This window comes from Aeromicrobium sp. 10G20-16, assembly GCF_055809665.1.
The window spans coordinates 864,278-884,222 of sequence record NZ_CM147919.1 but is presented as its reverse complement, the minus strand read 5'-3'; the positions used below and the strand labels follow the sequence as shown (position 1 = coordinate 884,222).

The 19,945-nt window shown below is 69.5% G+C and carries 20 protein-coding genes and 2 tRNA genes; 14 read left to right on the top strand and 8 right to left on the bottom strand.

Going from position 1 to position 19,945, the window contains the following annotated elements; all coding sequences use genetic code 11:
- Positions 1-186 carry a 50S ribosomal protein L28 gene (gene rpmB, locus AC0L5F_RS04425; protein ID WP_078701430.1) on the bottom strand — a complete coding sequence of 62 codons (186 nt, stop codon included), beginning with the start codon at positions 184-186 and terminating at the stop codon, positions 1-3.
- A 146-nt stretch (positions 187-332) separates the two neighbouring features.
- On the opposite strand from rpmB, the gene AC0L5F_RS04420 reads away from it, so the two are divergent.
- From AC0L5F_RS04420 to coaD, 4 genes are read left to right on the top strand one after another with little or no spacing between them, the layout of a single operon-like run.
- On the top strand, positions 333-1,943 hold the full coding sequence (locus tag AC0L5F_RS04420; protein ID WP_473315410.1) for a DAK2 domain-containing protein: 1,611 nt from the start codon (positions 333-335) through the stop codon (positions 1,941-1,943).
- 10 nt (positions 1,944-1,953) lie between these two features.
- Positions 1,954-4,104 carry an ATP-dependent DNA helicase RecG gene (recG, locus tag AC0L5F_RS04415; protein ID WP_473315409.1) on the top strand — a complete coding sequence of 717 codons (2,151 nt, stop codon included), beginning with the start codon at positions 1,954-1,956 and terminating at the stop codon, positions 4,102-4,104.
- Positions 4,101-4,646, top strand: a complete 546-nt coding sequence (gene rsmD, locus AC0L5F_RS04410) for a 16S rRNA (guanine(966)-N(2))-methyltransferase RsmD (RefSeq protein ID WP_473315408.1) — start codon at positions 4,101-4,103, stop codon at positions 4,644-4,646. Before recG ends, rsmD begins: the two co-directional genes overlap by 4 nt.
- Position 4,647: 1 nt before the next feature.
- Complete coding sequence (gene coaD, locus AC0L5F_RS04405) at positions 4,648-5,121, top strand: pantetheine-phosphate adenylyltransferase (protein WP_473315407.1); 474 nt, start codon at positions 4,648-4,650, stop codon at positions 5,119-5,121.
- Positions 5,122-5,140: 19 nt separating this feature from the next.
- Here coaD and dinB read toward each other — a convergent pair whose 3' ends face one another.
- Entirely contained in the window at positions 5,141-6,343 is a 1,203-nt protein-coding gene (gene dinB, locus AC0L5F_RS04400) for a DNA polymerase IV (RefSeq protein ID WP_473315406.1), read from the bottom strand.
- Between the two features lie 72 nt (positions 6,344-6,415).
- On the opposite strand from dinB, the gene AC0L5F_RS04395 reads away from it, so the two are divergent.
- Genes AC0L5F_RS04395 through mutM form a run of 4 tightly spaced genes read left to right on the top strand, consistent with a single transcriptional unit; the run spans position 6,416 to position 8,825 of the window.
- The gene (locus tag AC0L5F_RS04395) at positions 6,416-7,018 is read left to right on the top strand and encodes a YceD family protein (RefSeq protein ID WP_473315405.1); all 603 of its coding nucleotides are present in this window, start codon (positions 6,416-6,418) and stop codon (positions 7,016-7,018) included.
- Positions 7,019-7,020: 2 nt separating this feature from the next.
- Positions 7,021-7,206 (top strand): 50S ribosomal protein L32, encoded by a 186-nt coding sequence (gene rpmF / locus AC0L5F_RS04390; RefSeq protein WP_473315404.1) that lies wholly within the window; start codon positions 7,021-7,023, stop codon positions 7,204-7,206.
- A 16-nt stretch (positions 7,207-7,222) separates the two neighbouring features.
- Entirely contained in the window at positions 7,223-7,957 is a 735-nt protein-coding gene (gene rnc, locus AC0L5F_RS04385) for a ribonuclease III (protein ID WP_473315403.1), read from the top strand.
- On the top strand, positions 7,950-8,825 hold the full coding sequence (gene mutM, locus AC0L5F_RS04380; protein ID WP_473315401.1) for a bifunctional DNA-formamidopyrimidine glycosylase/DNA-(apurinic or apyrimidinic site) lyase: 876 nt from the start codon (positions 7,950-7,952) through the stop codon (positions 8,823-8,825). Before rnc ends, mutM begins: the two co-directional genes overlap by 8 nt.
- A gap of 3 nt (positions 8,826-8,828) precedes the next feature.
- Here the strand turns inward: mutM and AC0L5F_RS04375 are convergent, their stop codons facing one another.
- From AC0L5F_RS04375 to AC0L5F_RS04365, 3 genes are read right to left on the bottom strand one after another with little or no spacing between them, the layout of a single operon-like run.
- The gene (locus tag AC0L5F_RS04375) at positions 8,829-9,305 is read right to left on the bottom strand and encodes a (2Fe-2S)-binding protein (RefSeq protein WP_473315400.1); all 477 of its coding nucleotides are present in this window, start codon (positions 9,303-9,305) and stop codon (positions 8,829-8,831) included.
- A gap of 28 nt (positions 9,306-9,333) precedes the next feature.
- Positions 9,334-10,626 carry a molybdopterin cofactor-binding domain-containing protein gene (locus AC0L5F_RS04370; RefSeq protein ID WP_473315399.1) on the bottom strand — a complete coding sequence of 431 codons (1,293 nt, stop codon included), beginning with the start codon at positions 10,624-10,626 and terminating at the stop codon, positions 9,334-9,336.
- Positions 10,627-10,652: 26 nt separating this feature from the next.
- Entirely contained in the window at positions 10,653-11,675 is a 1,023-nt protein-coding gene (locus AC0L5F_RS04365; protein ID WP_473315398.1) for a molybdopterin cofactor-binding domain-containing protein, read from the bottom strand.
- A 176-nt stretch (positions 11,676-11,851) separates the two neighbouring features.
- Between AC0L5F_RS04365 and AC0L5F_RS04360 the strand changes: the two genes are divergently transcribed.
- The 5 genes from AC0L5F_RS04360 to AC0L5F_RS04340 all read left to right on the top strand — a co-directional run bounded on the left by AC0L5F_RS04360 (position 11,852) and on the right by AC0L5F_RS04340 (position 17,412).
- On the top strand, positions 11,852-13,087 hold the full coding sequence (locus tag AC0L5F_RS04360) for a deoxyguanosinetriphosphate triphosphohydrolase (protein WP_473315397.1): 1,236 nt from the start codon (positions 11,852-11,854) through the stop codon (positions 13,085-13,087).
- Positions 13,088-13,116: 29 nt separating this feature from the next.
- Positions 13,117-15,033: a DNA primase gene (gene dnaG, locus AC0L5F_RS04355; RefSeq protein ID WP_473315396.1), complete on the top strand. Its 1,917-nt coding sequence runs from the start codon at positions 13,117-13,119 to the stop codon at positions 15,031-15,033.
- A 76-nt stretch (positions 15,034-15,109) separates the two neighbouring features.
- Positions 15,110-15,670, top strand: coding sequence for a sigma-70 family RNA polymerase sigma factor (locus AC0L5F_RS04350; protein WP_473315395.1), 561 nt, complete (start codon positions 15,110-15,112; stop codon positions 15,668-15,670).
- Positions 15,671-15,684: 14 nt separating this feature from the next.
- Positions 15,685-15,757: transfer RNA gene (locus AC0L5F_RS04345), tRNA-Asn, on the top strand.
- Positions 15,758-15,888: 131 nt separating this feature from the next.
- Positions 15,889-17,412, top strand: coding sequence for a catalase (locus AC0L5F_RS04340; protein WP_473315394.1), 1,524 nt, complete (start codon positions 15,889-15,891; stop codon positions 17,410-17,412).
- 4 nt (positions 17,413-17,416) lie between these two features.
- On the opposite strand, the gene AC0L5F_RS04335 is transcribed toward AC0L5F_RS04340, so the two are convergent.
- Positions 17,417-17,905: an SRPBCC family protein gene (locus AC0L5F_RS04335; RefSeq protein ID WP_473315393.1), complete on the bottom strand. Its 489-nt coding sequence runs from the start codon at positions 17,903-17,905 to the stop codon at positions 17,417-17,419.
- A gap of 14 nt (positions 17,906-17,919) precedes the next feature.
- A complete protein-coding gene (locus tag AC0L5F_RS04330) occupies positions 17,920-18,930 on the bottom strand; it encodes an aldo/keto reductase family protein (RefSeq protein ID WP_473315392.1) in 1,011 nt (336 codons plus the stop codon).
- Between the two features lie 39 nt (positions 18,931-18,969).
- On the opposite strand from AC0L5F_RS04330, the gene AC0L5F_RS04325 reads away from it, so the two are divergent.
- Positions 18,970-19,043 (top strand) — tRNA-Met (locus AC0L5F_RS04325).
- 10 nt (positions 19,044-19,053) lie between these two features.
- On the opposite strand, the gene AC0L5F_RS04320 is transcribed toward AC0L5F_RS04325, so the two are convergent.
- A complete protein-coding gene (locus AC0L5F_RS04320) occupies positions 19,054-19,941 on the bottom strand; it encodes a hypothetical protein (RefSeq protein WP_473315391.1) in 888 nt (295 codons plus the stop codon).
- Between the last annotated feature and the right edge of the window lie 4 nt (positions 19,942-19,945).

Genomic DNA, 19,945 nt, shown 5'->3' with positions numbered 1-19,945 from the left:
TCAGCGTGAGACCTTGCCGGCCTTGAGGCAACCGGTGCAGACGTTGAGGCGCTTGGGGGTGCCCTCCACGACGGCGCGGACGCGCTGGATGTTCGGGTCGAAACGACGCTTGGTGCGTCGGTGCGAGTGAGAGACGTTGTGGCCGAAGCCGGGTCCCTTGCCGCACACGTCACAGACCGCAGCCACGGCAAACTCCTGAGAAAGTGAGACGAATCGGAAATCATCGGGTGTCGCTGGCCGAGGGCCGCACGACAACCGCTCAAGAATAGCCGACGACCTGCGGCGGACGCCAATCCGGTGGACGGGGACCTCGGGGGGATAGCCTCGGGCGCATGGTTCTGGCTCTCAACGCGTCGGCGTTCCGCGCGTGGACCCAGCTGTGCGCCGAGGCGCTGTCGGGAGCCCGGGCCGAGATCGACGCGCTCAACGTGTTCCCGGTGCCGGACAGCGACACCGGCACCAATGCCTACCTGACCTTTGCCGCCGGCGCCGACGCGGTCGAGGCGCTGTCCGACGACACCGACCTGCCCGAGCTGATCGGCGTGTACCTCGACGGCCTCCTGATGGGTGCCAAGGGCAACTCCGGGGTGATCTTGTCGCAGCTGGTGCGGGCGTGCTTCCGCGACCTGCCGATCGGATCGGGCATCGGGCCCGACGACGTCGCCCACGCGTTCACCGCTGCCGCCGATGCCGCGTACGCGGCGGTCGGTGTTCCGGTGGAGGGCACCATCTTGTCGGTCGCGCGCGCTGCTGCGGTCGGAGCGCAGGCGGCGGCCTCGGCGCACGATCCGAGCACCGCCGCCGCCGACGGCGACGACGGGCGGTCGGTCTTCAACGCCGCCTCCGACGCTGCGCGCGAAGCGCTCGAGCGCACGCCACAGCAGATGGAGCGGCTGGCCAAGGCCGGCGTGGTCGACGCAGGCGGTCGCGCCCTGGTGGTCGTGCTGGACGCGACCGGGCAGGCCCTGACCGGTCGTCGACCCCGACCGGTCACGGCCAAGCTGCCCGTGCCGGTCCTGGGAGGAGACGACCTCGACCCCGACGGTCCGTCCTACGAGGTGATGTACCTGCTGGAGGCCGACGACGACCGCATCGCCGCGCTGCGCGAGACGCTCGGACCTCTCGGCGACTCGCTCGTGGTGGTGGGCGGTGACCGCCTGTGGAACGTGCACGTGCACGTCGACGACGTCGGTGCGGCGATCGAGGCCGGCATCACCGCCGGTCGCCCGTACCGCATCGCCGTCACGCACTTCGCCGACCAGATGGCACGCCGACCGCGTGAGGGCCGCGTGGTCATCACGGCCACGACCGGCGCGGGTCTGGCGTCGTTGTGCCGCGAGTCCGGTGCCGTGGCTCTCGAGTTCACCCACGACCGGCCGCTGTCCGCCGCGCAGATGGCGGCCGCGATCAGCGAGGCCGGTGCCGACGAGATCATCGTCCTGCCCAACAACCAGCGCTACATCCCGCAGTTCGAGGCCGCGGCACAGGCGGCGCGGCACGACGGCATCCGGGTGTCGGTCATTCCCACGCAGGCCCAGGTGCAGGGGCTCGCCGCTCTGGCGGTCCACGATCCGGGACTCGGGTTCGACGAGGTCGTCGTCGCGATGTCGAGCGCCGCCGCCTACACCCAGCACGGCGCCGTCACGATCGCCACCGAGCCCGGCATGACGATGGTCGGCCCCTGCGAAGCCGGCGACGTCCTGGGCGTCATCGCGGGTGACTTCGCGGTGATCGGATCCGACGTCGCGGCAGTGGCTGAGCAGGTGCTCGAGCGCATCTTGTCGCCTGCGGCCGAGATGGTCACGGTCGTGCTGGGCGCGGGCGGCGAGGCGGGTGTGGAGCAGCAGATCCAGGCGTACCTGCGTGAGAACCGCCCGGACGTGGACCTCGTGGCCTACGACGGCGGGCAGGAGAACTACCCGCTGTTCCTCGCGGTGGAGTGAGCGCCCCGTGGTGAACCTGTCGACCAAGCTGTCGTCGGCCGTGGGGGACAAGACCGGCAAGCCGATGGAGAAGGCCCTCGGGCTGCGCACGGTCGACGACCTGTTGCGGCACTACCCGCGACGCTACGCCGAGATCGGCAGCCCGACCGACCTGTCGTCGTTGCGCGTCGGCCAGTACGCCACGGTGCTGGCCGAGGTCGTGAGCGCGCAGGTGATCCCGTTCCGCAACCAGCCACGCCGCAGCCGCACCGAGGTCGTCGTCACCGACGGGGCGCAGAACCTGCGGCTCACGTTCTTCCAGCAGCCGTGGCTGCCCAAGAAGCTGCTCCCGGGCGTGACCTGCCTGTTCTCCGGCGAGGTCGGCGAGTTCAACGGTCAGCTGCAGCTGACCAATCCGGACTTCGACCTGGTCCACGAGGAGGGCGACGTCGCCTCCTCCCGGCTCGCGCGCGGCGTGCTGCCCATCTACGCAGCCAGCGCCAAGGTCACGTCCTGGTCCATCGAGCGCAGTGTCGCGATGTGCCTCGACACGATCGACGACGTCCCCGACGTGCTGCCGAGCGACGTGCGGTCTCGGCGCAGGTTCCCGGCTGCGCGCGAGGCCTTCGAGGCGATCCACCGGCCCACGTCGATCGCCGAGGCGATGCGGGCGCGTGATCGCTTCCGCTTCGAGGAAGCCTTCGTCGTGCAGGCGGTGTTCGCCCAGCGGAGGCACGCCCTGGAGCAGCAGCGCTCCGCCACGCGTGCGCCGATCGAGGGCGGTCTGCGGTCGCGGTTCGCGGCGGCTCTGCCGTTCGAGCTGACGGCCGGCCAGCGCGACATCGTCGAGGAGATCTCCGCCGACCTGTCGCAGGCCCGCCCGATGCACCGCCTGCTGCAGGGCGAGGTCGGCTCGGGCAAGACCATCGTGGCGCTGCTGGCGATGCTGCAGGTGGTCGACGCCGGAGGGCAGGCGGCTCTGCTGGCCCCCACCGAGGTGCTCGCGGCCCAGCACCACCGCAGCATCACCGCCCAGCTCGGCGATCTGGCCAAGGGCGGCATGCTGGGGGGTGCGGACGGTGCCACGCGGGTGCGTCTGTTGACCGGTTCCATGGGTGCCAAGGCGCGCAACGAGTCGTTGCTCGACGCCGCGTCGGGCGAGGCGGGCATCGTCATCGGCACCCACGCCTTGATCCAGGACCACGTGCAGTTCGCCGAGCTCGGTCTGCTGGTCGTCGACGAGCAGCACCGTTTCGGTGTGGAGCAGCGGGCCGCGCTCGTGGACCGTGCCGAGGTCACCCCGCACGTGCTCGTCATGACGGCCACCCCCATCCCGCGCACGATCGCGATGACGGTCTTCGGCGACCTCGAGGTCTCGACGCTCACCGAGCTGCCGGCCGGACGCCAACCGATCCAGACCACCGTGGTGCCCGCTGCGCAGCGGCCCACGTGGATGCAACGGGCGTGGGAGCGGGTCCGTGAGGAGGTCGCCAAGGGGCGGCAGGCGTACGTCGTGGTGTCGCGGATCGGCGCGGACGACAAGAGCGGTCGGGGCGAGGAGTCGCCGAGCGAGACGAAGTCCCTGGTCGAGGTGCACGACGAGCTCGCGGCGGGGCCGCTGGCCGGGCTGCGGGTGTCCGCGCTGCACGGGCGCATGCCGGCCGACGAGAAGGACGCCGTCATGCGGGCGTTCGCAGCGGGGGAGATCAACGTCCTGGTGGCCACCACCGTCGTCGAGGTCGGTGTCGACGTCCCGAACGCCACGGTGATGGTCATCATGGACGCCGACCGGTTCGGCATCTCCCAGCTGCACCAGCTGCGGGGTCGGGTCGGGCGAGGCTCGGAGGCAGGACTGTGCCTGCTGGTGACGGACACGGACGCGGACTCGGTGGCCGCCGAGCGACTCGCAGCCGTGGCCTCGACCACCGACGGTTTCGAGCTGTCGCGACTCGACGTCGAGCTGCGACGCGAGGGTGACGTGCTCGGTGCGCGTCAGTCAGGCGTCCGGTCGAGCCTGCGACTGCTCTCGGTCGTGCGCGACGGAGAGGTCATCGAGCAGGCCCGGGCGTCGGCCGACGAGATCGTCTCGGCCGACCCCGATCTGTCGGACCATCCCGAGCTCGCCGCCGCGATCGGCCAGCTCGAGGCCACGGAGCAGGCCGACTACCTGGAGCGAACGTGACCCGGATCATCGCGGGGGCGCTCGGCGGCCGCCGGATCGAGACGCCCAAGGGCGACGGCACCCGCCCCACGAGCGACCGGGTGCGCGAGGCGCTGTTCTCCTCCCTGGAGGCCGAGCTCGGAGGATTCGCCGACCTGACGGTGCTGGACCTGTTCGCCGGCTCCGGTGCGCTCGGTCTCGAGGCGATGTCGCGCGGAGCTGCTCGAGCCGTCTTCGTGGAGTCGGATCGACGTGCCGCGTCGACCATCCGTCGCAACATCGACGCGCTGGGCCTCGGGAACGCCACGGTTCAGGCGATCAAGGCCTCCACCTTCGTCGCCCACCCGCACGATCCGCGATTCGACCTGGTGTTCGTCGATCCGCCCTACGCGCTGGACGCCGCGATCGTGGCCGACCTGGTCGGCACGCTGAAGGAGCACTCGGCGCGTGAGGCCGTGTTCGTCGTCGAGCGTGCGACGCGCGACCGGTTCGAGTGGCCCACAGGCATCGATGCGCTGCGGCACAAGGCCTACGGGGAGACGACGCTTTGGTACGGTCGCTGACGTGACCAGCGTGGTGTGTCCCGGCTCCTTCGACCCCGTGACGAACGGCCATCTCGACATCTTCGAGCGAGCCTCCCGGTTGTTCGACGACGTCACCGTCGCGGTGCTGGTCAACGAGAACAAGCAGGGGCTGTTCACGATCGACGAACGGATCGCGCTGCTCGACCAGGCCACGGCCCACCTGCCCAACGTCCGCACCGCCTCGTTCACGGGTCTGCTCGTCGACTTCTGCACCGACCGCGGGATCAGCGCCATCGTGAAGGGCCTGCGGGCCGTCACCGACTTCGACTACGAGCTGCAGATGGCGCAGATGAACGGCAGCCTGACCGACGTCGACACCGTCTTCATCCCCACCTCGCCCGAGTGGTCCTACCTCGCGTCCAGCCTGGTCAAGGAGGTCGCCAAGCACGGCGGCGACGTCTCCGCCCTGGTCCCCGAGGCCGTGCTGAGCCAGCTGGCCGACAAGTACGCCTGACGCGCAGAGCGCCGTCGGTTCAGTCGGGCAGGATCGGTTGGCCCTCGCGCTCGGTGTGACCCAGCTGGACCGCGCGCCGCACGGCACTGGTGCCGAACTTGTCGCGGACGGCGTCGATGGTGTCGTCGAGCGAGTGATCGGATGCGGGATCCAGCGGCAGCGCCAGCTGTTCGGGCTGGTCGTCCAGCGACCCCACCGACACCCCGATGAGGGTGCAGCCACGACGCTCGATCTCGGGCCACCGCGCGCGCAGGAGTCCGCGGGCGACGTCGAGGATCTCGCCGGTGTGCGCGGTGGGACGTGGCAGGGTGCGGGCGGCCGTGGACCTGGTGAAGTCGTCGAACCGCAGCCGCAGCGTGATGGTGCTGCCGGTGCGCCCCACGCCCCGCATGCGACGGGTGACCCGGTCGACCAGGGCCAGCAGCGCCACGTCGAGGTCCTCGAGGTCGTGCGGGCCCCGACCGATCGCGTGCTGGGCGCCCATGGACGACCGGCGGTGACCCACCTGCACGGTGCGGGGGTCTCGCCCCTGGCTGAGGGCGTGCAGGTGCCGCCCGGCGCCACCACCGACCAGCTGGGTCAGCTCGACCTCCAGCAGCTTCGACAGGTCTCCCACGGTGGTGAGCCGCGCGGCGTGCAGCTTGGCCGACGTGACCTTGCCGACGCCCCACAGCCGCTCGACGGGAAGGGCGTGCAGGAACTCCAGCTCCTGATCGACCGGCACGACCAGCAGACCCTCGGGCTTGCTCACGGCGCTCGCGATCTTGGCGAGGTACTTGGTGCGGGCGACGCCGACCGAGATGGGCAGGCCCACCCGGTCGCGAACGTCGTCGCGCAGCTGCTGCGCGATCTGCGAGGGGGAGCGCGACGTCAGCCGCAGGAGTCCGCCGACCTCGAGGAACGCCTCGTCGATCGACAACCCCTCCACGATGGGGGTGGTGTCCTCGAAGACGCGGAACACGGCGCGGCTCGCCTCGGTGTAGGCCGAGAAGCGGGCCGGCACGACGATCGCCTGGGGGCACAGCGCCTGCGCCTGGCGTCCACCCATGGCGGTGCGCACGCCGAACGCCTTGGCCTCGTAGCTGGCCGCCAGCACCACCCCTGCGCCGGTCGCACTGCCTCCGACGATGACGGGTCTTCCCCGCAGGGACGGGTCGTCGCGGATCTCCACCGAGGCGAAGAACGAGTCGAGATCGGCGTGCAGGACCGTCCCCTCGGTCATGGCCTCTCCGTCATGACCAGATCTTCCCACTCCCGTCCGACAGCCCGGGTCGACAGGAGGATTAGGCCGCCCGTGACCATCCGCGATAGCATGGTCGTCGGCCTGCTTGCAGGTCGAAGATCAGTCGCGCACCTGGACGGAAGCTCAACGTGCAATCGGGACCTTTGGTGGTCGACACCCGTGGTTGGGGTCGTCAGCCTGGCAACGAACGTACCGTGGAGCTTCTCCGTCACGGCGCCGGCAGATCAACTGGGACACGACGTCTACGGCGTGCCCGAGGGTTCCACGATCGATCTCGAGCTCCGGTTCGAGGTCATCATGGAGGGTGTCCTGGCAACAGGAACGGCCTCGGCACATGCGTCCGGAGAATGTGTGCGGTGCTTGGACGACATCGGTGAGGACTTCACGGTGAACCTCCAGGAGCTGTACCTGTTCGAGGATGCGTCGGAGGAGGAGTACGCCCTCGAGGACGAGCAGATCGACCTCGAACCCGTACTACGGGAAGCAGTGCTGCTGGCACTGCCGCGAGACCCGTGGTGTGGTCCGGAATGTCCGGGATTGTGCCCCGAGTGTGGAGCACGACTCGCGGACAATCCAGAACACACGCACGGCGAGGCCATCGACCCCCGGTGGGCGAGCCTCAGCCAGCTGACAGACACAGAACTCAAGGAGTGATCATGGCCGTTCCGAAGCGGAAGATGTCGCGCAGCAACACGCGCCACCGCCGGTCGCAGTGGAAGACCACCGCCACCCAGATCGTCGACTGCGCCAACCCGGCGTGCGACAGCAAGGTGCGTCCGCACCACGCGTGCAGCGAGTGCGGCCAGTACGGCGCTCGTGGCGAGCGTCGCCAGGTCCTCTGAATCACCTGATCGCACGGTGACGGACCCGCTGCCGCAGGCGTCCACAGACCTCGATGCGCTCCGGCGCACCCTCGGTGTACCCGATCTGGACACCGAACGGCTGCAGCATGCCCTGACGCACCGTTCGTACGCCTACGAGAACGGGCAGGTGCCCAACAACGAGCGCTACGAGTTCCTCGGCGACTCGGTTCTCGGGCTCGTCATCACCGACGCGCTCTTCACCACCCACCCCGACCTTCCCGAGGGCCAGCTGGCCAAGCTGCGCGCTGCCGTGGTCAGCGCCAAGGCCCTCGCCGTCGTCGCCCGTGACCTCGGGCTCGGGCAGTACGTCCGCCTCGGTCGCGGCGAGGAGACCACGGGCGGTCGCGACAAGGCCTCGATTCTGTCTGACACCGTCGAGGCGGTCCTCGGGGCCATCTACACGCAGTTCGGCATCGAGCGGGCCTCGGAGGTCATCCACGCGATCTTCGACCCCGTGCTCGCCGACGCCGCCCTGCTCGGAGCCGGCCTGGACTGGAAGACGTCGTTGCAGGAGATCGCGGCCAACAACGACCTGGGCGTGCCGCAGTACACGCTCGAGGGAACCGGCCCGGATCACGACAAGACCTTCACCGCCGTCGTCCGCGTGGGAGATCGTGACTTCGGCGGCGGTACCGGCCGATCCAAGAAGGAGGCCGAGCAGATGGTCGCCGAGATCGCCTGGAGCGCCATCGACACCGAGCTGCAGTCAGCCGACTCCTCGGGTGCCTGAGCTCCCCGAGGTCGAGGTCGTCCGCCGGGGGCTGCTCGACCACTTGGTCGGTCGCTCCATCACCGGCGTCACCGTCCACGACGTCCGGTCGCTGCGACGTCACGTCGCCGGTCCGCTGGACTTCGCCGACCGCCTGATCGGCCGACGTGTCGGGGGAGTGGCGCGCCGTGGCAAGTACCTGTGGCTCGAGCTCGACACCCCGCGCTCGGGCGATTCCGTGCTGTGTCACCTGGGCATGAGCGGGCAGTTCCGGGTCAGTGCGCCCGACGCCGAGCCGACCCGCCACCAGCGGGTGGTGCTGGACCTCGACGACGGTCAGCAGCTGCGCTTCGCCGACCAGCGGATCTTCGGTGGCATGGCGATCAGTGCCGGCAGCGTCGTGCAGGGCGACACCGTGGTGCCGGTCGAGGTCGCCCACATCGCCCGTGACCCGCTGGATCCGGCCTTCGACGCCGACGAGTTCGCCGCCCGGCTGCGCAAGCGTCAGACGGGCGTCAAGCGGGCTCTGCTGGACCAGACGCTGATCTCGGGTGTGGGCAACATCTACGCCGACGAGTCGCTGTGGCGCACGCCCCTGCACTACGCCCGCAACACTCGCCACCTGCGCACGCGCGAGGTCGACGCTCTGCTCGGGCACGTGGTCGACGTGATGAACGAAGCGCTCGACCAGGGCGGCACGTCGTTCGACGCCCTGTACGTCAACGTCAACGGCGCCAGCGGCTACTTCGCCCGGTCGCTGCAGGCCTACGGGCAGGAGGGCGAGCCGTGCGAGCGCTGCGGCACCCCCATCCGCCGCGACCCCTTCATGAACCGCTCGTCCTTCTGGTGCCCGGTCTGCCAGCCCAAGCCTCGAAATGGCAGGTTCTAGCCGTCACATCTTTTCGGCGCCCTGCTTGATCGCCTCGCGGATGCGGTTGTAGGTGCCGCATCGGCAGATGTTGCGGATGGAGTCGAGGTCGTCGTCGCTGATCTTGCGTCCCTCGGCCTTGACCTTCTTGACCAGCGCGACGGCGGCCATGATCTGGCCGGGCTGGCAGTAGCCGCACTGGGCGACGTCACGGTCCAGCCACGCCTCCTGCATGGGGTGCAGGTCGGCGCCGACGGTGTCGGGCAGTCCCTCGATCGTGGTGATCTCGTCGCTGTCCTTGATGTCCTTGACCTGCACCGAGCAGGGGTTGAACGCCTTGCCGTTGATGTGCGACGTGCAGGCCTTGCAGACGTTGATGCCACACCCGTACTTGGGGCCGGTGACCTTCAAGATGTCGCGCAGCACCCACAGCAGGCGCACGTTGTCCTCGACGTCGACCGTGACCGGTTCGCCGTTGAGCTGGAATGAGTACTTCGGCATGTGAGCTCCTGGTGTCCTGGTCGCGGGATCAGTAGGTGTACTGGAGGCCGTCGGTCGGCGACTCCGGGATGGGCGGCACGAACGGCTTCGGCTCGAAGCTGAGGGTGTCGTGGTTGATCGGGAAACGGGTGGGGACCGTCCCCGTGGCCCGTGCGTAGGCGCAGGCGGTGGCGGCGACCGTGGCCGGCACGCCTGCCTCTCCGGCGCCGCCGGGGACCTTGCCGTTGCTCGGCATGACGATGCACTCGAACTCCGGCGGGGTGTTCCACTGCCGGGTGTAGAAGTAGTTGTCCCAGCTGCCCTCGAGGAACGCGCCGTCCTTGAGGTGGTTGCTGCTGGTCAACACCAGGGCGATGCCGTCGGCGACGCCGCCCATCATCTGCGCCTCGAGCCCGCGTGGGTTGACCACGAGGCCGACGTCGACGGCGATCACCGCCTTGGTGACGCGGGGACCGGTGACGCCGTCGCGGATGGGACGGTTGACGGTCTCGGGTCGGCAGTCGATCTCGACCAGCACGGCGGTGGCGCCCTTGTACTCGGAGTGGATCGCGATGCCCTGCGCGGTGCCGGGGGCCATCTTGCGGCCCCAGTTGCCGACGCGTGCGACCTCCTTGAGAGCAGCCTTCGCCTTGGCGTTCTTGAGGAACGACAGGCGGAAGTCGAGCGGATCCTTGCGCAGCTCCTGGGCGAGCCGATCGACCATCAGCTCGTTGGCGCAGGCGACGTCGGGGGAGTAGATGTTGCGCATGCTGCCGGTGTTGAACTTCAGGTTCACCTCGTTGAGCAGCTGCGTGACGACACCGAAGTTGTACGGCAGCTCCTGGGTGAGCGTGAAGATCGACTCGGCGAATCCGAGACCCCCGAGACCGGTGGGCAGCTCCTCGACCATCGAGGTGAGGCGCTCGCCCAGCCCGTGCGAGAAGTCGGTCTGCACGCTGGTGTGACGCTGCTCGACGCTGAGCACCTGGTTGGTCAAGATGGTGGCCCGCACCCGCGAGGTGCACGCGGGGTGGACACGACCCTGACGGGGCTCGTCGCAGCGGTGCCACATCAGCTTGACCGGCTTGCCCATGGCCTTGGAGATCTTGGCTGCCTCGATGGCGCCGTCCCCGAACAGCTTGTGGCCGAACGAGCCGCCGCCGGTGATGACGTTGACCCGCACGTTGTTCTGCGCGATGCCGAGGGCGTCGGCGATGTCCTTCTGCGCCACGATCGGCGACTTGAGCCCGGCCCACACGGTGGCCTTGCGGCCACGCACGTCGGCGATGGCGCAGTTCGGCTCCAGCGCCGCACTGCTGCGGAACATGAACTCGAAGCGCATGTCGATGGTCTTGGCGAGACTCTTGGTCAGGGCTGGGAAGCTTGGGCACCACCATCGGCAGCTCGGCGCCCTTGAGCTTGGCGAGGATCGTCTCGTCGGACTCGCCGTCGACCGGTCCGCCCTTCCAGGTGACGTCGAGGGCGCGCACCGCGTCGATGCACTGGCCGAACGTGCGGGCACGGACCGCGACGCCCGTGTCGATCACGGCGACGTCGGTCACGCCGGGCATCTGCTCGACGGCGGCCTGGTTGTTGACCTTGATCGGCTTGCCGTTGAGCGTCGGTGGGCGGCACACCATGGTGGGGAGCGCGTCGGGGACGTCGAGGTCGGTGGTGAACTGCTTGCGACCGGTGACGGCCTCCAGCGCGTCGACCCGGTTCTGCGGGGTGCCGACGAGCTTCAGGTCGGCGTCGTCCTTGACGGTGACCTTGACCTGCTTGGTGGTGCTGCTGGCCGCCTTCTCGGAGAAGCTCGCCGTAGGTGAGGTTCTGGCCGGCTCCGGTGATGACGCCGCCCTTGACCGTGAGGTCGGCGATCTGGCGACCCAGCAGGATCGCGGCGGCGTCCAGCAGGGCTCCGCGCGCGGTCGCGGCGGCCACCCGGATGGGCGTGAACATCGAGTTCATGGTGTTGGAGCCGCCGGTCAGCTGGTTGAAGATCAGCTCCGGACGGGCCGGGGCCAGGCTGACCTCGACCTTGTCGAGCGGCAGGTCCAGCTCGTCGGCGATGATCATCGCCGCGGCGGTGGTGATGCCCTGGCCGACCTCCATGCGCGGCATCTCGAAGCGGGCGACGCCGTCGGTGCCGATCTCGATCGCGATGAGGGTGGAGGTGGGAAGGGCCGACTGCGTCTGCAGGTCCTCCAGGTCGTACAGCTCGGGGATCTGGGGGATCGAGGGGATGGCGGCGTCCGCCCGCGATGCGGCGAACGAGAAGTCGACGCCGACGGCGAGCGTCGTGCCGGCCAGCACGTAGCCGATGAAGGTGCGGCGGGGAGTTCCGGAGGGAGGGAGAGCATCAGTTGCGGGTGTGGGCAGCACGTCGGTCACGGAGTCGCCTCTCGTCGGGAGCGTGAGCCGCCGTGCTGGCGCGATGGCCCGGGAGTGACGGCCGGCTCGTGGGATTCCTCACACTGTGACGCACGTTACGAGATTGCGCCACCCGAAAATAGTTCCTTGTGACTAGACGACCTGTCGCAGATGGCGTGACCGATACCCTGCGGGCGATGACTGACAGCTATGGCCCAGAGGCGCGCGAGCGCTTCGTCGACGAGCCACCCAAGCGTGCGGGCCGGACGCCGTTCGAGCGTGATCGCGCCCGGGTGGTGCACTGCTCGTCGCTGCGTCGGCTGTCGGCCAAGACACAGGTCATGGGCGCCGGCACCGATGACTTCGTCCGCAACCGGTTGACGCACTCGCTCGAGGTCGCACAGGTGGCCCGTGAGCTGGGCAAGTCGCTGGGTTGTGACCCGGACATCGTCGACTCGGCCGCGCTGGCGCACGACCTGGGACACCCGCCGTTCGGCCACAACGGCGAGACGGCGCTCGACCAGGCGGCGGCCGACATCGGCGGGTTCGAGGGCAACGCGCAGACGCTGCGGCTGTTGAGCCGACTGGAGTCCAAGGCCTTCAGTGTCGACCGCGGCCGAAGCGTCGGGCTCAACCTCACGCGCGCGACGTTGTCGGCGTGCGTCAAGTACCCGTGGATGCGGGGAGACGGCCCGGACGCCGAGACGGTGAAGTTCGGCGCGTACGCCGACGACGCCGAGGTGTTCGACTGGCTGCGGTCCGGTGCGCCGGGTGGGGGCAGGCCCATCGAGGCGCAGGTCATGGACCTGTCCGACGACATCGCGTACTCGGTGCACGACGTCGAGGACGGGGTGTTCGGCGGATTCTTCGCGCTCGACCCGGCCGCGCTCGACACCGACCAGATCTTCCAGACGGCCCGCGACTGGTACGCGCCCGACGCCGACGACGGGCGCCTGGGCGCGGCGCTCGATCGCCTGCAGGCGCTGGCCGAGTGGCCCACCGACGCGTTCGACGGCAGTCGGCGCGCCCACGCGACCCTCAAGAGCCTGACCAGCGCCCTGATCGGGCGGTTCGCGACCGCCGCGCAGACCGCGACCGTCGAGCGCTGGGGGGACGGCCCGCTGACCCGGTACGGCGCTGACCTCGAGGTGCCGACCGACACGCGTGACGAGATCACCGTGTTGAAGGCCGTCGCCGCGCACTACGTGATGCGTACCGACCAACGCGCCTCGGTGCAGGACCGTCAACGTGAGCTGCTGCTGGCACTCGTGGCCGCCCTGTCGGCGGGGGAGGGCCGCGACCTCGAGCCTGACTTCGCGGCCGACTTCCACGACGCCCCGGACGACGCGTCCAGGCGCCGGGTCATCATCGACCAGGTCGCGAGCCTGACCGATGCCTCGGCCCGCTCGTGGGCCCTGCGCCTGCTCGACTGACAGCCCCGTGGTGGACGTAGGATCGCCCCATGGCAGGCCGGATCAAGCAGGAGGACATCCAGCTGGTCCGTGAGCGTGCCCGCATCGACGAGATCGTCGAGCAGTACGTCACGCTGCGCAACGCCGGCGGGGGTTCGCGCAAGGGGCTGTGCCCGTTCCACGACGAGAAGTCGCCGTCGTTCAACGTGCGTCCCTCGGTCGGGTCCTACCACTGCTTCGGTTGTGGCGCGGGCGGCGACGTCTACCGGTTCCTGATGGAGATCGAGGGCCTCAGCTTCGTCGAGGCCGTCGAACGTCTGGCCGCCAAGTACGGCATCGTCCTGAAGTACGAGGAGGGTGTGGCTCCGTCGGGCCCGCGGCGTGACCCGCAGCAGCGCAACCGTCTGCTGGAGGCCCACCGCATGGCGGGGGAGTACTACGCCGAGCACCTCGCCACGTCGCCCGACGCGCAGGCCGGTCGGCAGTTCGTCACCGACCGCGGCTTCGACCAGACGGCCGCGGAGCGCTTCGGGATGGGATTCTCGCCCCGGTCGGGGGAGGCGTTGGCCGCCCATCTGCGCGGCAGGGGCTTCAGTGACGACGAGCTCGTCACCGGCGGCCTCTGCGCCCGCGGCAACCGTGGACTGTACGACCGCTTCCGTGGTCGCCTGATGTGGCCCATCCGCGAGATGACCGGCGAGATCATCGGCTTCGGCGCCCGCCGCATGTTCGACGACGACCGCATCGAGGCCAAGTACCTCAACACCTCCGAGACGCCCATCTACAACAAGAGCAAGGTGCTCTACGGCATCGACCTGGCCCGTCGGTCCATCTCCGGGGCCAGCCAGGCCGTCATCGTCGAGGGCTACACCGACGTCATGGCGTGCCACGAGGCCGGCGTCACCACCGCGGTGGCCACCTGCGGCACGGCGTTCGGCGAGGACCACGCCCGGGTGATGCGCCGGTTGATGGCCGACCACGACGCCTTCCGCGGTGAGGTCATCTTCACCTTCGACGGCGACGAGGCCGGTCGCCGTGCCGCACTGAAGACGTTCAGCGGCGACCAGCAGTTCGTGTCGCAGACCTACGTGGCGGTGGAGCCTCGCGGCATGGATCCGTGCGACCTGCGCCTGGCCGACGGCGACGCGGCCGTGCGCGACCTGATCGGCTCACGCGTGCCGCTGTACCGCTTCGTGCTCGACAACGTGCTGTCCAGCTACGACCTCGACCGCAGCGACCAACGCATCGACGCGGTGCGCGAGGCGGTCGGTCTGTCCAGCGCGATCCGCGACCGCTCCAAGGTCGACGAGCTCTTCCGCGAGATCGCCGGGCGCGTCGGGATGGACATCGAGCAGGTGCGAGCCGAGCACAAACGGGTGGCCGCGCAACCGGCGAAGCCCACCAGCCCACCGTTGCGGCGTGAGGAGCCAGCGGCAGCGCCGGGCGGCGACGCGCCCGCGTCGGTCCCGGCGGGTCCGCCCATCACGGCCGGTTTCGGTGCTCCGGGCCTGGCCGACGAGCGCGAGGCGCTCAAGGCCATCGTCCAGCACCCCGATCTGGCTCGCGCCCATCGTGACGACATCGACATCGACGACTTCACCCATCCGGCGTCGCAGGCCCTGTGGCAGCACCTCGGGTCCACCCGATGGCCCGAGAAGCCGGACCCCACGTGGTTGCCCTCGGTGGCCGACCGCATCGAGGACCCCGCCCTGCGGCGGGTGCTCGAGGTCGCGGCAGTCGAACCGCTGCGTGCCGGCGAGAAGAACGCCGAGGCCGTCGTGTCATCGGTGCTCGCCCGCGTGCAGGTGCTGACGTTGTCGCGCAAGGTCGCCGAGATCAAGTCCAAGCTGCAGCGCACCAACCCGATCGAGCAGGCCGACATCTACAACCGCATGTTCGGCGAGCTGATCGCGCTGGAGCAGCAGCTGCGCGAGACGCGCGACCGCTCGCTGGCCATCCCCAGCTGACCGGCACGCCCCCGGTCGTCCACAGGTCGAGGTCGCGGGCGCCCACTCGAGCACGGCTCCGGCCCACGGTGGAGGCGTGGACCCCTACCTGCGCAGCCTGCTCGCCCAACGCCCCCTCACTGCGGCCGAGGAGCAGAGTCTCGCCCGCCGTGCCCGCGACGGCGACGGCGCGGCTCGATCCGCCCTGGTCGTCGCGGGGATGCGTGCGGTGGTGCAACGAGCACTGATGCTCGGTCTGCGTGGCGAGCGACTGCGCGACGGGGTGCAGGCGGGAGCCGTCGGCCTGATCCGCGCCGTCGATCGCTTCGACCCCGAGCGTGGGGTGCGGCTGGCGACGTTCTCCTGGGCCTGGATCGGCGAGGCCCTGCGCACGGAGCAGAGCCAGCACGTCGAGCTCGTCGACGACGTGGCGGACGCGTCCGACGTCGACGACACCTGGACGTGGCTCGACGGCCTGACCCCGACGATGCAGGCCGTCGTGCGGCTGCGGTTCGGCGTCGGCGCGGCGCCTGCCATGTCGCGTCGTGAGGTGGGGGAGCGGCTGGGGGTCAGCGAGTCGAGAGTCCGCACCATCGAGGCCGAGGCGATGCGACACCTGCGGCATCATCTTGCTAGGATCGGTGACCGCGCTTCGTGAACTCGCGGAGTCCATCCCCCATAGCTCAATTGGCAGAGCATTCGACTGTTAATCGAAGGGTTCTTGGTTCAAGTCCAAGTGGGGGAGCAGTCACGGCCCGGCATCGCAGTCACCTGCGACGCCGGGCCTTCTGCATCTGCGTGAGACGGCGCCCGGCTGGGTACGTGTCCGGTGTCGGGGCCCCAGGGCCCGCCCGCACGTCCAGCAGGGAGATCCACATGACTGAAGCGCAACCGCGTCCCACCACCACCGATGCCGGCATCCCGGTCGCCAGCGACGAGCACTCGCTGTCGGTCGGTCCCGACGGACCGCTGCTGCTGCAGGACCACTACCTGATCGAGCAGATGGCGAACTTCAATCGCGAGCGGATCGCCGAGCGGCAGCCGCACGCCAAGGGCGGTGGGGCGTTCGGCACCTTCGAGGTCACCCACGACGTTAGCGCCTTCACCCGGGCCGCCGTGTTCCAGCCCGGCGCCACCACCGAGGTGCTGTCGCGGTTCTCGACCGTCGCGGGGGAGCGCGGCAGCCCCGACACCTGGCGCGACCCGCGGGGCTTCTCGCTGCGGTTCTACACCGACGAGGGCAACTTCGACATGGTCGGCAACAACACGCCGGTGTTCTTCATGCGCGACCCGATGAAGTTCCAGCACTTCATCCGCTCGCAGAAGCGTCGCGCCGACAACAACCTGCGCGACCACGACATGCAGTGGGACTTCTGGACGCTCGTGCCCGAATCGGCCCACCAGGTCACCTGGCTCATGGGAGATCGCGGCATCCCGCGCACGTGGCGGCACATGAACGGCTACTCGAGCCACACGTACATGTGGATCAACGAGGCCGGTGAGCAGTTCTGGGTCAAGTACCACTTCATCAGCGACCAGGGCGTCGAGTTCTTCACCCAGGACGAGGCCGACCAGATGGCGTCGGCCGACACCGACTACCACCAGCGCGACCTCTTCGAGCACCTGCGCGACGGCGAGTTCCCGAGCTGGACGCTGAAGATGCAGATCATGGCGTTCGACGAGGCCAAGACCTACCGCTTCAACCCGTTCGACCTCACCAAGGTCTGGCCGCACGGCGACTATCCGCTGCAGGAGGTCGGCCGGCTCACCCTGAACCGCAACGTGACCGACTACCACGCCCAGATCGAGCAGGCGGCCTTCGAGCCGAACAACACGGTGCCCGGGACCGGGCTGTCGCCGGACAAGATGCTGCTGGCCCGCGGGTTCAGCTACTCCGACGCCCATCGCGCACGGCTGGGCAGCAACTACCGCCAGATCCCGGTGAACCGTCCGCACTCGCCGGTCAACAGCTACACCAAGGACGGTCACATGCAGATGGACACCGTCTCGGACCCGGTCTACGCGCCGAACTCCTACGGCGGCCCGAGCGCCGATCCCTCGCTGACCGACGACGGCGGTCGGTGGCAGGCCGACGGGGAGATGGTGCGGGCCGCGTACACGCTGCACGCCGAGGACGACGACTGGGGACAGGCGCGCACGATGGTGCGCGACGTCCTCGACGACGCCGCCCGCGAACGGCTCGTGGACAACATCGTGGGGCACCTGCTCAACGGAGTCAGCGAGAAGGTGCTGGCCCGTGCCTTCGAGTACTGGCGCAACGTCGACACCGACCTGGGGGACCGGGTCGAGTCAGGCGTGCGCGCCAAGCAGGACGAGACCGACCCCAAGGCCGACGAGCAGGGCAACCCGGCTCGCTCGAGCATGCAGGACAAGGCCTGACCTCCTAGGAACCCTCGACGTCGGCCTTCAGTCGTGCCAGGGTCTTGGCGATGTTGCGACGCTGGAAGTCGGCGAACAGGTGTCCGCCGGTGACCACCTTGTCGAAGGCTGCCGCAGCCACGTCGGGCCAGCCGGTGCGGTTGTCGGTCCACGTCTCGGTGACGCGGGTGCCGCCGTCGGCGGCCTCGAAGTCGTACGACCAGGAGGCGATGCGGGCCGGCAGCCGGGGGTTGCGGACGCCGATCTGGTGCACGTCGAACGCGAATCGCACCCCGGGGTCCGCGTCGGTGACGGTGCACCGCGTCACCCAGGTGGCCCGTCCGCGGCGGTTGGAGCCGACGAAGCTGTCACCGACCGCGGCCGGCTCGCCGGGCGACGACACCTGGGCGCCGCGGTTCTCCGGGCTCCAGCGCCCCATCTGCGACGGGTCGGCGATCTGCTTCCACAGCGCCATCGGCTGGGCGTCGATCACGACGCTGTCCTGCACCTGCATGTCACGGGCCATGGTCAGACGACCCGCTTCTTCGGTGCCGTCTCGGCCGTCTTGCCGGGGTCCTTCTCGACGATGTCGCCGAGGACCTCGTCGATGCGGGTCATCAGCTCGGGCTCGAGGCGCACGCCGGCGGCCTTGACGTTCTCGGCCACCTGCTCGGGCCGCGAGGCGCCGACCAGTGCGGCGGCGACGTTGTCGTTCTGCAGCACCCAGGCGATCGCCAGCTGGGCCATGGTGAGCCCCGCGTCGTCGGCGATCGGCTTCAGGTTCTGCACGCGCGTGAGGACGTCGTCGTTCATGAAGCGCTTGATCATGTCGGCGCCGCCCTTCTCGTCGGCGGCACGTGAGCCCGCAGGCGGCTGCTCGCCCGGCAGGTACTTGCCCGACAGCACGCCCTGGGCGATGGGGCTCCACACGATCTGGCTGACGCCCAGCTCCTCGCTGGTGGGGACGACCTCGTCCTCGATGACCCGCCAGAGCATGGAGTACTGCGGCTGGCTGGAGATGAGCTGGAAGCCGAGCTCCTGGGAGAGCCTGACGCCCTCGCGGATCTGCTCGGCGGTCCACTCGCTGACGCCGATGTAGAGGGCCTTGCCCTGACGGACCACGTCGGCGAACGCCTGCATGGTCTCCTCCAGCGGCGTCTCGGTGTCGTAGCGGTGCGCCTGGTACAGGTCGACGTAGTCGGTCTGCAGACGATCCAGCGAGCCGTTGATGGATTCCATGATGTGCTTGCGCGACAGGCCGGTGTCGTTCTTGCCGCCGGGGCCGGTGGGCCAGTAGACCTTGGTGAAGATCTCCAGGCTCTCGCGCCGTTCGCCCTTCAGCGCCTCACCGAGCACGGTCTCCGCCTTGGTGTTGGCGTAGACGTCGGCGGTGTCGAAGGTGCTGATGCCGGCGTCGAGCGCCGCCCGCACGCACGTGGTGGCGACGTCGTTCTCCACCTGGGACCCGTGGGTCAACCAGTTTCCGTAGGTGATCTCCGAGATCTTGAGGCCGCTGTTGCCGAGGTATCGAAACTCCATGTCTGCACCGTATGCCGACAGCGGTAGGTTACCCACCTGGGGGAGGTAGCGCAGCTGGTCAGAGCAGGGGACTCATAATCCCTGGGTCGCGGGTTCGAGCCCCGCCCTCCCCACCCGAGTGGGTCATCCCTTGACCTCGGCCCACGCGCACGGCACGTAGGCCCCGTACTCGTCGAACGTCTTCGACTCGCGGTCCGGTCCGAAGCCGACGAGCACCCAGCCGTCGCGCTTCAGGTACGGGTACGCACCGAGGGGGAGCCCGTAGTAGGCGTAGATGTCGTCGCCGGTCACCTCGGTCGAGCCCGCGTCGGGAGCGGCGAACAGGCGGGTGTCGCCGATCAGGTAGGCGTCGGCGTCCCCACCGGGCTGCTGCGGGCACGCACCGCCGTACCCGCCGTACCCCTCGCGCTGCACGGGTGAGCCGTTCTCGAGCGCGATGGTGCGGGTCACCGTGTTCGGTGGAGCCGAGTCGCACGTGCCGATGTCGGCCAGGTCCCGGCGCTTCTCGGTGATGACGAATGCTCCGTCCCCGGCGGCGACGTCGCTGACGTCGGTGGCGCATCGTGCGGTCTCGGCGATCGGATCGGGCACCTGGACCGGCTTGCCGGTGTCGGGGTCCCAGCGCCAGATGTACCAGACCTGCGAGAGTCCGTTGCCCTCGATGAACGACAGGCTCGCGAGTGCGTCGTCGAAGCCGTCCTGGTCGACGTCGGCGTACACGACCGGCTGCTCGCCGAGCGCGTACTGACCGCCGTCGAGGACGTCCCCGACCGGTGTCTTGCCCGTCAGCGTCACCGAGGTGTCGCGCGGGGTGTCCTGCCATGTCAGCGTGGCGAAGTCGACCTGTCGGATGGCTCCTGCGTCAGGCTGGGGGCCGGCGGACGGTGTCGGACCGGCGTCCGCGGCGGCCGCGTCGGGCTTGTCCCCGCAGGCCGACACGGTGACGATCAGGGTCGCGGCGAGGAGCGCTCCGAGGGCGCGCAGGCGTCCGCTGCTGGTCGGATCGGGCATGGGG

Bases quoted from the DNA above. Each gene is read 5' to 3' on its own strand.
- AC0L5F_RS04420 (WP_473315410.1), top strand. From the start codon at position 333: ATGGTTCTGGCTCTCAACGCGTCGGCGTTCCGCGCGTGGACCCAGCTG.
- dinB (WP_473315406.1), bottom strand. From the start codon at position 6,343: ATGACCGAGGGGACGGTCCTGCACGCCGATCTCGACTCGTTCTTCGCC.
- rpmF (WP_473315404.1), top strand. From the start codon at position 7,021: ATGGCCGTTCCGAAGCGGAAGATGTCGCGCAGCAACACGCGCCACCGC.
- AC0L5F_RS04375 (WP_473315400.1), bottom strand. From the start codon at position 9,305: ATGCCGAAGTACTCATTCCAGCTCAACGGCGAACCGGTCACGGTCGAC.
- AC0L5F_RS04370 (WP_473315399.1), bottom strand. From the start codon at position 10,626: ATGCGCTTCGAGTTCATGTTCCGCAGCAGTGCGGCGCTGGAGCCGAAC.
- AC0L5F_RS04360 (WP_473315397.1), top strand. From the start codon at position 11,852: ATGACTGACAGCTATGGCCCAGAGGCGCGCGAGCGCTTCGTCGACGAG.
- dnaG (WP_473315396.1), top strand. From the start codon at position 13,117: ATGGCAGGCCGGATCAAGCAGGAGGACATCCAGCTGGTCCGTGAGCGT.
- AC0L5F_RS04340 (WP_473315394.1), top strand. From the start codon at position 15,889: ATGACTGAAGCGCAACCGCGTCCCACCACCACCGATGCCGGCATCCCG.
- AC0L5F_RS04335 (WP_473315393.1), bottom strand. From the start codon at position 17,905: ATGCAGGTGCAGGACAGCGTCGTGATCGACGCCCAGCCGATGGCGCTG.
- AC0L5F_RS04330 (WP_473315392.1), bottom strand. From the start codon at position 18,930: ATGGAGTTTCGATACCTCGGCAACAGCGGCCTCAAGATCTCGGAGATC.
- AC0L5F_RS04320 (WP_473315391.1), bottom strand. From the start codon at position 19,941: ATGCCCGATCCGACCAGCAGCGGACGCCTGCGCGCCCTCGGAGCGCTC.